General features: G+C 70.1%; 10 protein-coding genes. 7 read left to right on the forward strand and 3 right to left on the reverse strand.

Annotated elements, in window-relative coordinates; genetic code table 11:
- Positions 1-5 precede the first annotated feature (5 nt).
- Entirely contained in the window at positions 6-299 is a 294-nt protein-coding gene (locus AC1DZC_RS09925) for a DUF1905 domain-containing protein (protein ID WP_477043128.1), read from the forward strand.
- Here AC1DZC_RS09925 and AC1DZC_RS09930 read toward each other — a convergent pair.
- Complete coding sequence (locus AC1DZC_RS09930) at positions 265-1,368, reverse strand: serine hydrolase domain-containing protein (protein WP_477043129.1); 1,104 nt, start codon at positions 1,366-1,368, stop codon at positions 265-267. The genes AC1DZC_RS09925 and AC1DZC_RS09930 overlap by 35 nt on opposite strands.
- A gap of 233 nt (positions 1,369-1,601) precedes the next feature.
- On the opposite strand from AC1DZC_RS09930, the gene AC1DZC_RS09935 reads away from it, so the two are divergent.
- Complete coding sequence (locus tag AC1DZC_RS09935) at positions 1,602-3,644, forward strand: carbohydrate-binding module family 20 domain-containing protein (protein WP_477043130.1); 2,043 nt, start codon at positions 1,602-1,604, stop codon at positions 3,642-3,644.
- Positions 3,645-3,674: 30 nt separating this feature from the next.
- Here the strand turns inward: AC1DZC_RS09935 and AC1DZC_RS09940 are convergent, their stop codons facing one another.
- Complete coding sequence (locus AC1DZC_RS09940) at positions 3,675-4,694, reverse strand: LacI family DNA-binding transcriptional regulator (protein ID WP_477043131.1); 1,020 nt, start codon at positions 4,692-4,694, stop codon at positions 3,675-3,677.
- Positions 4,695-4,867: 173 nt separating this feature from the next.
- Between AC1DZC_RS09940 and AC1DZC_RS09945 the strand changes: the two genes are divergently transcribed.
- The 5 genes from AC1DZC_RS09945 (at position 4,868) to AC1DZC_RS09965 (ending at position 12,505) form a co-directional block, all read left to right on the forward strand.
- Positions 4,868-6,100, forward strand: a complete 1,233-nt coding sequence (locus tag AC1DZC_RS09945) for an ROK family transcriptional regulator (protein WP_477037609.1) — start codon at positions 4,868-4,870, stop codon at positions 6,098-6,100.
- A gap of 156 nt (positions 6,101-6,256) precedes the next feature.
- Complete coding sequence (locus AC1DZC_RS09950; protein ID WP_477037608.1) at positions 6,257-7,624, forward strand: extracellular solute-binding protein; 1,368 nt, start codon at positions 6,257-6,259, stop codon at positions 7,622-7,624.
- A 4-nt stretch (positions 7,625-7,628) separates the two neighbouring features.
- On the forward strand, positions 7,629-8,573 hold the full coding sequence (locus AC1DZC_RS09955; RefSeq protein WP_477043132.1) for a carbohydrate ABC transporter permease: 945 nt from the start codon (positions 7,629-7,631) through the stop codon (positions 8,571-8,573).
- Complete coding sequence (locus AC1DZC_RS09960; RefSeq protein WP_477037607.1) at positions 8,573-9,463, forward strand: carbohydrate ABC transporter permease; 891 nt, start codon at positions 8,573-8,575, stop codon at positions 9,461-9,463. The genes AC1DZC_RS09955 and AC1DZC_RS09960 overlap by 1 nt, the downstream gene beginning before the upstream one ends.
- A gap of 30 nt (positions 9,464-9,493) precedes the next feature.
- Positions 9,494-12,505 carry an alpha-mannosidase gene (locus AC1DZC_RS09965; RefSeq protein WP_477043133.1) on the forward strand — a complete coding sequence of 1,004 codons (3,012 nt, stop codon included), beginning with the start codon at positions 9,494-9,496 and terminating at the stop codon, positions 12,503-12,505.
- On the opposite strand, the gene AC1DZC_RS09970 is transcribed toward AC1DZC_RS09965, so the two are convergent.
- Positions 12,480-12,740: a TFIIB-type zinc ribbon-containing protein gene (locus tag AC1DZC_RS09970; RefSeq protein ID WP_477043134.1), complete on the reverse strand. Its 261-nt coding sequence runs from the start codon at positions 12,738-12,740 to the stop codon at positions 12,480-12,482. The two genes, AC1DZC_RS09965 and AC1DZC_RS09970, sit on opposite strands and share 26 nt — an antisense overlap.
- Positions 12,741-12,758 lie beyond the last annotated feature (18 nt).

Here is a 12,758-nt window from a genome sequence, read left to right on the forward strand (position 1 = left end):
GCGCGATGGAGTTCGAGATCACCGGCGAGGTGTGGCACTGGCGCGGTCCGGCGCCGTATCACTTCGTCACCGTCCAGCAGCCCGAGGCGGGTGCGATCAAGGCGGTCTCGTCGGCGGTCACCTACGGCTGGGGCATGATCCCGGTGCAGCTCATGATCGGGTCGACGGCCTGGGAGACCGCGCTGTGGCCCAAGGACGGGCTCTACGTGATCCCCCTGAAGGACTGGGTGCGCAAGGCCGAGGACATCGAGCTGGGCGACACGGTCACCGTGCGGCTGACGGTCCTGCCTCCGCGCTGAACGCCGCCCGCCAGAAGTCCGTGAAGATCGGCGTGGGCTGCGGGGAGGCCCACGAGTTCGTCGTCAGCAGGATCGCGACCGTGTCGGTGACGGGGTCCGTCCACCACGTCGACCCCATTCCGCCGTCCCACCCGTAGGTCCCGGCGTGCCGGCCGTCGGCGCGGTCCGCCACCGCGACGCCGATCCCCAGCCCCCACCCCTCGGTGCCCTCGGCGTCGTGCGGGTCCACGGAGGCCTCGACCATCTCCGCGACGCGATCGGGCGGCAGGAGCGCCCCGTCGCGCAGGGCGGTCGCGAACGCGTGCAGGTCGTCGACGGTCGAGACCAGGCCGCCGCCGGCGTCGGCGAAGGCGGGCGGCCGCGACCACTGCCCGCGGGGCTCGTCGTACACGTCGCCACCGGACCACAGCGGGCCGAGCCGGCCGAGCTCGTCGGCCGGCACGTGGAACGCCGTGTCCGGCATGCCGAGGGGACCGGTGACGCGCTCCTCGAGCAGCGCCGGCAGCGGTCGCCCCGCCGCCCGCGCGACCAGGACCCCGAGCACTTGCGCGCCCGTGTTGTAGAGCCAGCGCTCGCCGGGCTGGAACGCCAACGGCACGGTTCCGAGGACCCGCATCCACTCGTCGGGTGCGGGTCCGTGCTGGGGTGCGGGCGGCCCCACGGCCAGGCCGCGCTCGGCGAGCGCGCCCAGGACCGTGCCCGGGTAGGGGCCGGCGAAGTCCATGCCGATGCCCAGCCGGAACTCCAGCACGTCCCGCACGGTGATCGGCCGATCGGCCGGGACCGTGTCGTCGAGCGGGCTCCCGGGCGTCCGCAGCACACGCCGGTGGGCGAGCTCCGGCAGCAGCACGTCCACCGGGTCGTCCAGGACCAGCGTGCCGTCGTCGACCAGGGTCATGGCCAGCGCGGCGACGATCGGCTTGGTCACCGACGAGATGCGGAAGATCGAGTCGCGCGTCGACGTGCCCGCGGCACCGGCCGAGACGGCCCCACCCCGGTCCACGAGCCACGCGGCCCCGCGCACCTCGTCGCCGATGTGTCCCTCGACCGCAGCCCGCACAGGATCCATGTGCTCAGCGTGCCGCAGACCACCGACAGCCAGGTCGGTCGTCATCGTCTCGCCGAAGCCGTAGCAGCCGGCCGTCGTGAGTGTGACAACCCGCAGCGAGATGAACGTCCGCCCTCGACCGATCCCCCCTCCCTTTGATACGGTCCTGCAACAACGATGCAACTTGCAGCAACGTTGCAAGCGCATCTCCGAGGACCCGGCAACGGTGCCGGTCCGTCCGAGAGGGAAGCCCCATGCGAACGACGACGATCGCCACCCGACAGCACCGCCTGGCCGCGCTCGCGGCGGCCGCCGCACTCGCCGTGACCGGCCTGGTCGCGGCCTCGACCTCGAGCAGCGCCTCCGCCCCCGTGCACGCCAAGGGGGACGTGATCCTCAACATGTTCCAGTGGACGTGGAACGCGATCGCGTCCGAGTGCCCGGCCAGCATCGGTCCGGCCGGCTACGGCTACGTCCAGGTCTCTCCGCCGCAGGAGAACGTCACCGGCTCGCAGTGGTGGACCTCGTACCAGCCCGTCAGCTACAAGATCGAGTCCAAGCTCGGCACCCGCGCCGAGTTCAAGGCGATGGTCGACTCCTGCGCCGCCGTGGGCGTGGGCGTCATCGTCGACGCGGTCGTCAACCACACCACCGGGGCGGACCGGGGCAGCGGCGTGGGCGTCGCCGGCACGCCGTACGGCGTCGACTCCACGCCGGGCGTGCCGTACGGGTACGACGACTACAACACCTGCCGCACCGACATCGCGAACTACGGCGACCGGTACCAGGTGCAGAACTGCCGGCTCAGCTCGCTGCAGGACCTCAGGACGGGCTCGGACTACGTGCGCGGCAAGATCGCGGGCTACCTCAACGACCTCATCGGCCTGGGCGTCTCGGGCTTCCGCATCGACGCCGCCAAGCACATGCCCGCAGCGGACCTGCAAGCCATCAAGTCGCGGCTCAGCAACCCGAACATCTACTGGGTCGAGGAGGTCATCGGCGCCTCCGGCGAGCCGGTCCAGCCCTCGGAGTACTGGGGCTCGGGGGACACGCACGAGTTCACCTACGCGCGGACGCTGAAGTCGCGGTTCGAGGGCAGCATCGCGGGCCTGCGCACCATCGCCGACGGACTGATCCCCTCGGCGAACGCCGGGGTGTTCGTCGACAACCACGACACCGAGCGCAACGGCCAGACCCTGACGTACAAGTCGGGGGCGCGCTACAACCTCGCCAACACCTTCATGCTCGCCTACCCCTACGGCTCGCCGGCGGTCTACACCGGCTACCGGTTCAGCGACCCGCAGGCCGGTGCCCCGGGATCCACCAGCACCGACGTGCCGGACGCCAGCTGCGCGTCGGCGGACTGGACCTGCGTGCAGCGCTGGACCGACGTCTCGGGCATGGTCGGCTTCCACAACGCGGTGGCCGGCACGGGCGTCACCGACTGGACCGACGACGGGTCCAACCTCATCGGCTTCGGCCGCGGGTCCAAGGGCTACGTCGCCATCAACAACTCCGGCTCGCCGGTGACGCGCACGTTCACCACGTCGCTGCCCGCCGGCACCTACTGCAACGTGATCGCGGCCGCGGACTGCTCGGCCAAGGTCACCGTCGCGGGCGGTTCCTTCACGACGACGGTGCCGGCCAACGGCGCGGTCGCCCTGCACGTGGGCGCGACGACGACCGGTGGCAACCCGGATCCGGGCGTGACCACCACGACCGTCTTCTACTCGACCGCCGGCGGCTGGAGCACGTACAAGATCCACTACCGCATCGGTACAGGTGCGTGGACGACGGCACCGGGCGTCGACCTGACAGCAGCCTGCGCAGGGTGGGTGAGCAGGACGATCACCACCGGCGGAGAGACGATCACCGCCGCCTTCACCAACGGTTCGGGCACGTGGGACAACAACGGGTCCCGCGACTACTCGCTCTCGGGGGCGAACGTCGCGGTGTCCGCGGGGACCGTCACGGCGAGCAACCCGTGCAACGGCCCGGTCGCGTCGAGCGGGGCCACGTTCAAGGTCACCGCGACCACTGTGCTCGGCCAGAACATCTACGTCGTCGGTGACGCCGCCGGCCTCGGCGCGTGGAGCACTGCCGCGGCCAAGCCGCTGTCGGCGGCCACCTACCCGGTCTGGGCGGCCACGGTCGACCTGCCCGCGGGCACGTCGTTCCAGTACAAGTACATCCGCAAGGACGCCTCGGGGAACGTCACCTGGGAGTCCGGCGCCAACCGCACGGGGACCGTCGGTCCGGGCGGGACCGTGACCTTCACGGACACCTGGCGCAGCTGAGGTCGGCGACAGTGCCGACGGCCGCCGTGCCTACACCGGCGCGGCGGCCGTCGACTCGCGGACGATCAGCTCGGGCGCGAACAGGAGCTCGGTGCGCGTGACGTGGTCGCCGGCCAGCTCCGAGAGCAGGGCGTCGACGGCGGCGCGGCACATCGCCTCGACCGGCTGCCGCACGGTGGTCAGCGGCGGGTTCGTGTACGCGACGAACGGCGAGTCGTCGTACCCGATGATCGAGAGGTCCTCCGGCACGCGCAGGCGCGACGACCGCGCGGCCCGCAGCGCACCGAGCGCCATGACGTCCGACCCGCAGACGATCGCCGTGTGGCCCGCGGCCAGCAGCTGGGTGGTCGCCGCCTGCCCGCCCTCGAGCGTGTAGAGCGAGGTCGCGACGTGGGTGGCGGCCTCGGTCTCGTCGGCGGCCAGCCCCCGCACGACCAGCGCCGAGGTGAACGCGGCGATCTTGCGGTGCGCCGGCACGAAGCGCTCGGGGCCGATCGCGAGCCCGATCCGGCGGTGGCCCAGCGACTGCAGGTGCCGGACGGAGAGCTCGATGCTGGCGACGTCGTCGGGCGACACGAACGGCGCGTCGATGTCAGGCGCGTACCCGTTGACCAGCACCATCGGCATCCCGCTCGCGCTGAGCCGCTTGTACCGCGAGAGGTCCGCGCGAGAGTCCGCGTGCAGCCCGGACACGAAGACGATCCCGTCAACGTTGTGCCGCAGGAGCACGTCGACGTACTCGGCCTCCGTGGTGCCCCCCGGCGACTGCGTGCACAGCAGCGGCGTGAACCCTCGCGCGGACAGCAGCGTCTCGATCTCCTGCGCAAAAGCGGGGAAGACCGGGTTGGTCAGCTCAGGCACGATCAGCCCGATCAGCCCGATCGGGGCAGCGGTCAGGCTGGTCGGTCGCTCGTAGCCCAGCACGTCCATGGCGGCGAGGACACGCTGGTGCGCGTCGTCGGAGACACCCGGCTTGCCGTTGAGCACGCGGGAGACCGTGGCCGTGCTGACGCCGGCCTGGATGGCGAGGTCAGCCAGTCGTGTCCGCACGAGCGCACGGTACCGCTCCGCAGGTCCGCGACACGGTGACCGGGCTACGGGGGTAGCCGCAAGGTGCAGGCGCGGTGACATGATGGCCCCGCTCGGCGGGCGCGAACCGGTGGGAACACCTGTGCGACCGTCACAGAGCACGGCCGACGACGACCACCACGGGAGAGACTGCGATGCGCCGAGGGACGAACCTGCCGCGCGTGGCCGGGTTCAACCAGACGGTGATCCTGGACGTCGTCCGGCGAGCCGACTCGGGTCTGACCCGCGCCCAGCTCGCCCGGCGCACGGGGTTGTCCGCCCAGACGGTCACCAACGCCACCCGTCGCCTGCTCGAGCAGGGGCTGGTCCGCGAGGAGGGCGAGAGCTCCCGCCCCGGGCCGGGCCGGCCGGGCACGCTGCTCCACCTGGACCCGAGCGGCCGGTACGCCATCGGCGTCCACCTCGACCCCGCCGTCATGACGTTCGTGATCCTCGACCTGGCGGGAACGCCGGTCGCGCAGTCCCAGATGCCGACACCCCTGCCGGACCAGCCGGACCAGGTGATCGCCGGCATCGTCGGCGCCATCGAGGACCTGATCGAGTCGGCCGAGATCGACCGGTCCCTGCTGCTCGGCGTGGGTATCGCCACCCCGGGGCCCATCGACGTCGACCGCGGCGTGGTGCTCGACCCGCCGCACCTGCCCGGCTGGCACGGCGTCCCCCTGCGCGACGACGTCGCCACCGGCACCAACCTGCCCGTGATGCTGGACAAGGACACGATCGCGGCGGCGTCCGCGCACCTGTGGAACCCGGGCGTGCACCGGTCCACGGAGTTCGCGTTCTTCTACCTCGGCACCGGTGTCGCGCTCTCGCTGGTGATCCGCGACGAGGTCGTCCGGGGCATCTCCGGGAACGCCGGCGAGTCGGGCCACTTCGTCGTCGACCCCTCGGGGCCGGACTGCGAGTGCGGCAAGCGGGGCTGCCTCGGCGCGCTGCTCCGGGCCGAGATGCTGGTCCAGCAGGGGCTCGCCGCCGGGGTCGGGATGCCGACCGGCGACATGACCGACCCCCGCGACATCGACCTGGCCTTCACCGCGCTCTGCGCGGCCGCGGACGACGGCGACGAGCGGGCGGTCGCTGTCCTCGAGACGGCCGGCCGACGGCTCGGGATGGCCGCCACGGTGATCACCGACCTGTGCGACCTGGACACCGTGATCGTCGGCGGACCCCTCTGGTCCCGCATGGAACGGCACGCGATGCCGGGCATGGCCAAGCACGTCTCGGAGCACCACGTGCCCGGTGGCGCGCACTCGATCGCCGTGCTGGGATCGCCCTTGGGGCCGCAGGTGGGTGCCGTGGGGGCCGGCTGCCTGCTCCTGAGCCAGGCGTTCACGCCGCGGCCGTCGGACCTGATGCTCCTCGCCTGACCGGTTTTGCCCGGTCTGAACGACCCGTCCCGGATCGTTACCGTTCCGAGACGTGTATGGTCTCGACGTTAATAAGTCCTTTCGAGTTAATATTTACCACCGACGTGCGGCGACGAAGCCCTGCACGCGAGGAAGCACAGGAGCAAGGGAGCCCCCATGCGTCTCAAGTCAGCAATGGCAGTGGTCTCGGTGGTGGCGCTCGGTGCGCTCACCGCCTGCAGCAGCGGTGACGGCGACAGCGGCGACGACGCCAGCGGCGGCGCCACGACGGTCAAGGTCGCGTACCAGAAGACGACCGCGTTCCACCAGCTCGACGACATGCTGCAGGTCGCGAAGACCCAGTTCGAGGCCGACAACCCCGACATCACGATCGACCTGCAGCCCATCGAGGCCGAGCAGGACCAGTACTTCACCAAGCTCGCCCTCATGAACGGCTCTCCCTCGACCGCCCCCGACGTGATCTACGAGGACACGTTCCAGATCCGTTCGGACGCGGCGGCCGGCTACCTCGCTCCCCTCGACGACTACCTCGCCAAGTGGGGCGACTGGGACTCCCAGTTCTACGAGAACGCCAAGCAGGCCGGCCTCGGCGACGACGGCAAGACGTACGGCGTCTCGATGGGCACGGACACCCGCGGCATCTACTTCAACAAGACGATCTTCGAGCAGGCCGGCCTCCCCGCCGACTGGCAGCCGGACAACTGGGACGACATCCTCACCGCGGCCCGCACCATCAAGGAGAAGGTCCCGGACGCCATCCCGCTGAACATCTACGCGGGCAAGGCGGCCGGTGAGGCCACCACGATGCAGGGCTTCGAGATGCTCCTGTACGGGACCAAGGACACGCTGTACGACACCGACTCGAGCAAGTGGGTCGTGGGGTCGAAGGGCTTCCAGGACTCGCTCGACTTCTACAAGACGGTCTACGACGAGGGTCTCGGCACGCCGCTCGACCTCGCGCTCGACGCGTCCATCGGCAGCAAGGTGAGCACCGAGCTCCTCCCGCAGGGCAAGCTCGCGATGGCGATCGACGGCTCGTGGCAGCCCGGTGGCTGGATCTCCGGCGACAACGCGTGGCCCGAGTGGAACGACACGCTCGGCCTGGCCAAGATGCCGACGCAGGACGGCTCCGACCCGAAGTTCAACTCGATGTCGGGTGGCTGGACGCTCGCGGTCGGCGCGAACGCCAAGAACAAGCAGGCGGCGTTCGACTTCATCACGACCGCGCTGAACAAGGAGAACACCTTCAAGTACGACACCGAGAACAGCCAGATCGCCGTCCGCAAGGACGTGGCGGAGGACCCGGCGTACATCGCGTACAACCCGACCTTCAAGTTCTTCTCGGACCTGGTCGACGTCACGCACTTCCGTCCGGCGACGCCTGACTACTCGCAGATCTCGTCGAACATCCAGGTCGCCACCGAGGCCGTCGCCACCGGGCAGCAGTCGCCCGCAGACGCGGCGAAGGCGTACGACGAGGCCGTCAAGGGCATCGTCGGCGACGACAAGACCACCTCGGACTGATCTGGTGGTTGATCTCGCACTGCCTGCACAGGCAGGTCGTGGCCGGGGGGAGCAGCCCTCCCCCCGGCCGCGGCGGCGGTCCCGCCGCGAGGGGTTCTTCCGGATCCTCCCGCTCGGCCCCGCTGTCGCCCTCCTGGCGATCTTCCTGGCCGGCCCGATCATCTGGTCGCTGTACGGCTCCCTGACCAACACGGCCCTCACGGGCTACAAGGCGGCGAACCCGGAGTTCATCGGCCTGGACAACTACACCAAGCTGTTCACGAGCCCGGAGTTCTGGAACTCGCTGTGGCTCACGGTCCTGTTCGTGTTCGCGTCGGCGGTCATCGGGCAGAACGTGCTCGGGATGCTCTTGGCGCTGCTCATGCGGTCGGCCGCCAAGCCGATGCGGTCCATCGTCGGCGCGCTGGTCGTCTGCGCGTGGGTGCTGCCGGAGATCGTCGCGGCGTTCGCGCTCTACGCCTTCTTCTCCACCGACGGCACGTTGAACGCGATACTCGGCTGGTTCGGGGTGGCCAACACGACGTGGCTCATCTCGTTCCCGATGTTCGCCGTGATCCTGGCGAACATCTGGCGCGGCACGGCCTTCTCGATGATGGTCTACAACGCCGCGCTCGCCGAGGTGCCACCGGAGATCACGGAGGCGGCGGAGATCGACGGGGCGAACATGTTCCAGCGGTTCTTCCAGATCACGCTGCCCATGATCCGGCGGTCGATCTCGACCAACCTCATGCTCACGACCCTCCAGACGCTCGGCGTGTTCACGCTGATCTGGGTGATGACCGGCGGCGGACCCGGCATCAAGAGCTCGACCCTGCCGGTGCTCGCGTACCAGGAGGCGTTCAAGTTCTCGCAAGTGGGCTACGGCACCGCCATCGCGACCGTGACTCTGCTCATCGGTGCGCTGTTCTCGATCGTGTACATCAAGGCGCTCAAGCCGGAGGTGGACTGATGGCTGTCATCGACACACCGGTCCCCGTGGTCCCGCCGACGCTGCGGGAGAAGACGGCTCTGGCCTCACCGCGTGGCCGGAACACCAAGTGGGTCTCGACCGTGATCCTCGGGCTCATCGGCCTGACGTTCTTGATCCCGCTCGGCTGGATCCTGCTCGCGGCGTTCGACCCCAAGGCGACCGTCAGTGTGAAGGTCCCGTCGAACCCCACGTTCGACAACTTCTCGTCGGTGTTCACCTACGAGCAGACGCTGCTGCCGCTGTGGAACTCGTTCGTCATCTCGATGGGCACCGCGCTCATCACGATCGTCGTCTCGGTGCTCGCGGCCTACCCGCTGTCGCGCTACCAGATGCGGTTCCGGCGCTCGTTCCTGTACACCATCCTCTTCGCGACCGGCCTGCCGATCACCGCGATGATGGTGCCGGTCTACTCGCTCTTCGTGTACCTGCACCTGCTCGACTCGGTGCCCGGGACCATCTTCTTCATGGCCGCCGCGGGGCTGCCCATGTCGATCTGGATGACGAAGAACTTCATGGACTCGGTGCCGATCTCCCTGGAGGAGGCGGCGTGGGTGGACGGCGCGAGCGCGATGCGGGCCCTGGTCCGGATCGTCCTGCCGCTGATGCGACCCGGGATCGCGGTCGTCTTCATCTTCGCCTTCACGATGGCGTGGGGGAACTTCTTCGTCCCGTTCGTCCTCATCTTCAGCCCGGAGCACCAGCCGGCTGCGGTGGCGATCTTCAACTTCTTCGGGACCTACGGCTCGGTCGCGTACGGCAAGCTCGCTGCCTTCTCGATCCTCTACGCCGCTCCCGTCCTGGCGCTCTACCTGTTGGTCCAGCGGCTGTCTGGCGGCTCGTTCGCCATGGCCGGCGCCGTCAAGGGCTGACCCCCATACCCGCACGGAAAGAGGAGCACGATGCACGGCAACCCCCTGCTCACCGAAGGCCGGATCGACCGGTTCGTCTCGGAGAGAATCGTCCCCGCGATCTACCGCGACCGCGTGGCGCTCGACCTGACGGCCTGGTCCGCGCCCGGTGAACCGGTGCCGTTCCGCGACGCGGTCGCCCAGTCGTACGAGCCGGTCGCCCCGGGTCTGGCCTGGGGCGCTCCATGGAGCACCACCTGGTTCCACGTCACCGGGTCCGTCCCGGAGGGCTGGCCGTTCGCGGGTACGGCCGTCGAGCTCGTCGTCGACCTGGGCTTCAACAAGGACAACCCCGGCTTCCAGGCCGAGGGTCTCGTCTGGCGCGCCGACGGCACGACGATCAAGGGCGTCTCGCCGTTCAACCAGGCGGTGCCGTGGTCGGAGGGGTCGTCCGTCGACGTCTACGTCGAGGCCGCCGGCAACCCGAACATCGCGAGCAACTTCGGCTTCGTGCCGACGCCCTACGGCGACCTGGCGACCGCGGGCACCGACCCGCAGTACGAGCTCAAGGTCGTGGACATCGCGCTGCGCGATATCGCGGTATGGGAGCTGTGGCAGGACCTCGTGGCCCTGGTCGGGCTGATGAAGGAGCTGCCCGCGGACTCCACGCGCGCCGCGAGCATCCGGTACGGGCTCGACGCGGTCATCGACCTGGTGGACCCGCACGACGTCTCCGGCACCGCGGGCGTGGCCCGTGCCGCGCTGCGTCCGCTGCTCGACGCCCCTGCCTCGAGCTCGGCACACCTGGCCATCGCCGTCGGCCACGCGCACATCGACTCCGCCTGGCTGTGGCCGCTGCGCGAGACGGTCCGCAAGTGCGCCCGCACGTTCTCCAACGTGCTGGCTCTCATGGACGAGAACCCGGACTTCGTGTTCGCGTGCTCGTCGGCGCAGCAGTACGCGTGGATGAAGGAGTTCTACCCGGACGTCTTCGACCGCATCCGCAAGAAGGTCGCGGCCGGCCAGTTCGTGCCCGTCGGCGGCATGTGGGTCGAGTCCGACACAAACATGCCCGGCTCCGAGGCGATGGCCCGGCAGATGGTCGCCGGCAAGCGGTTCTTCCTCGAGGAGTTCGGCGTCGAGACGCAGGACGTCTGGCTGCCGGACTCCTTCGGGTACTCGGGCGCGCTGCCGCAGATCGTGCGCGCGGCGGGGTCGAAGTGGTTCGTGTCGCAGAAGCTGTCCTGGAACGACACCGACCGCATGCCGCACCACACGTTCACGTGGGAGGGCATCGACGGGTCCCGTGTCCTCACGCACTTCCCGCCCGTCGACACGTACAACTCCGACCTGTCCGCCAAGGAGCTGCTGCACACCGAGGCGAACTTCAACGAGAAGGGCGTCGCGGCGTCGTCGATCGTGCCCTACGGCTGGGGCGACGGTGGTGGCGGTCCGACGCGGGAGATGATCGCGTCGGCCCGACGGTTCGAGAACCTCGAGGGTGCGCCGCGCGTCGAGCTGGGCAGCCCGAACACGTTCTTCGAGCGCGCGGAGTCGCAGTTCACGCACCCGCCGGTGTGGTCCGGGGAGATGTACCTGGAGTTCCACCGCGGCACGTACACGTCCCAGGCGCGCACCAAGCAGGGCAACCGTCGCACCGAGCACCTGCTGCGCGAGGCCGAGCTCTGGGCGACGACGGCGGCTGTACAGAACGGCGTCGAGTATCCGTACGACGAGCTCGAGACACTCTGGCACACGGCGCTCCTGCACCAGTTCCACGACATCCTGCCGGGGTCGTCCATCGGCTGGGTGCACCGCCAGGCCGAGGAGACGTACGCCCGCATCGGGGGCGAGCTCGAGGCGCTGATCGCCGCCTCCACGCAGGCCGTCGTCGGCTCGGGCGACACGCCGCTGCTGCTGAACGCCGCGCCGCACAGCCGGGACGGCGTCGCCGCCCTCGGGGCCGGTGAGACGGCGGCGCCCGTCGGCGACCCCGTCCAGCTCCTCCGCTCCGACGACGCGACCATCCGTATCCGCAACGGCCTGATCGACGTGCACCTCACCTCGGGCGGCCAGATCGACTCGCTCGTCGACCTCGTGGCCGACCGTGAGGTCATCCCGGCCGGCACGCTGGCCAACCTGCTGCAGCTGCACCGGGACACCCCGGCCAAGTGGGACGCCTGGGACATCGACACGGAGTACCGCCGGGTCGGCACCGACCTGCTCGACGCGGACAGCCGCGAGGTGGTGACCGAGACCGCCGACGTCGTCGTGGTCCGGACCACGAGGACGTTCGGCTCCTCGACGCTGGTGCAGGAGCTCACGTTCCGGCGCGGGAGCGCGGCGATCGAGATCGTCACGGACATCGAGTGGCGCGAGCGGCAGAAGCTGCTCAAGCTCGCCTTCCCGCTGGACGTGCACGCCGACCGGTCCGCCGCCGAGACGCAGTTCGGCCACGTGTTCCGCGCGACGCACACGAACACGTCGTGGGACGCCGCCCGGTTCGAGATCTGCGCGCACCGCTGGCTGCACGTGGGCGAGCCCGGCTACGGGGTCTCGATCGCGAACGACGCGACGTACGGGCACGACGTCACGCGTCGGGAGGGCGGCACCGGTACGACGGTCCGTCTGTCCCTCCTGCGCGCGCCGGTGTTCCCGGACCCCGAGGCCGACCAGGGTCACCACCGGCTCACGACGGTGCTGCACCCGGGCGCGGGGATCGCGGACGCGATCGAGGACGGCTACCGGACCAACCTGCCGGCGCGCGTCGTGCAGGGGGCCGGTCCGGTGGCGCCGCTGGTCGTCGTCGACAACCCGGCGATCGTGGTCGAGGCCGTGAAGCTGGCCGAGGACCGCAGCGGTGACGTGGTCGTGCGGCTGTACGAGTCGCTCGGGGGACACGCGAAGGGCACGCTCACGCCGTCCTTCGCGGTGTCGGGGGCCCGGGCGGTGGACCTGCTGGAGCGGGACGTCGAGGCGCCGGGGGTCGCCACGACCGAGGGGGCCGTGCAGCTTGCACTGCGCCCGTTCCAGATCGTCACCCTGCGTCTGCCGAGGGTCTGAGGGGACCGGGGCAGGCACCCATGAAGAGGTGCGGCGGAGGGCGGTACCGGTCGTCGGTCCGTGGCGCCGGCGTGGCCGCTTGCTGCGCAGACCCGTAGTACGAGCCCTCCGCGTCGATGAGCCGTTCAAGCTCGCCGCGGTCCAGGAACACACCGCGGCAGCCGGTGCACTGGTCGACGGTGACGCCGTTGCGCTCGTACATCCGCATCTCGGCGCCGCACTTGGGACAGGTCATCGGATCCTCCCGGGGTTG

The sequence above is a fragment of the Cellulomonas sp. P2_B4 genome (assembly GCF_056404795.1).

Bases quoted from the DNA above. Each gene is read 5' to 3' on its own strand.
- AC1DZC_RS09925 (WP_477043128.1), top strand. From the start codon at position 6: ATGGAGTTCGAGATCACCGGCGAGGTGTGGCACTGGCGCGGTCCGGCG.
- AC1DZC_RS09930 (WP_477043129.1), bottom strand. From the start codon at position 1,368: ATGGATCCTGTGCGGGCTGCGGTCGAGGGACACATCGGCGACGAGGTG.
- AC1DZC_RS09935 (WP_477043130.1), top strand. From the start codon at position 1,602: ATGCGAACGACGACGATCGCCACCCGACAGCACCGCCTGGCCGCGCTC.
- AC1DZC_RS09945 (WP_477037609.1), top strand. From the start codon at position 4,868: ATGCGCCGAGGGACGAACCTGCCGCGCGTGGCCGGGTTCAACCAGACG.
- AC1DZC_RS09950 (WP_477037608.1), top strand. From the start codon at position 6,257: ATGCGTCTCAAGTCAGCAATGGCAGTGGTCTCGGTGGTGGCGCTCGGT.
- AC1DZC_RS09960 (WP_477037607.1), top strand. From the start codon at position 8,573: ATGGCTGTCATCGACACACCGGTCCCCGTGGTCCCGCCGACGCTGCGG.
- AC1DZC_RS09965 (WP_477043133.1), top strand. From the start codon at position 9,494: ATGCACGGCAACCCCCTGCTCACCGAAGGCCGGATCGACCGGTTCGTC.
- AC1DZC_RS09970 (WP_477043134.1), bottom strand. From the start codon at position 12,740: ATGACCTGTCCCAAGTGCGGCGCCGAGATGCGGATGTACGAGCGCAAC.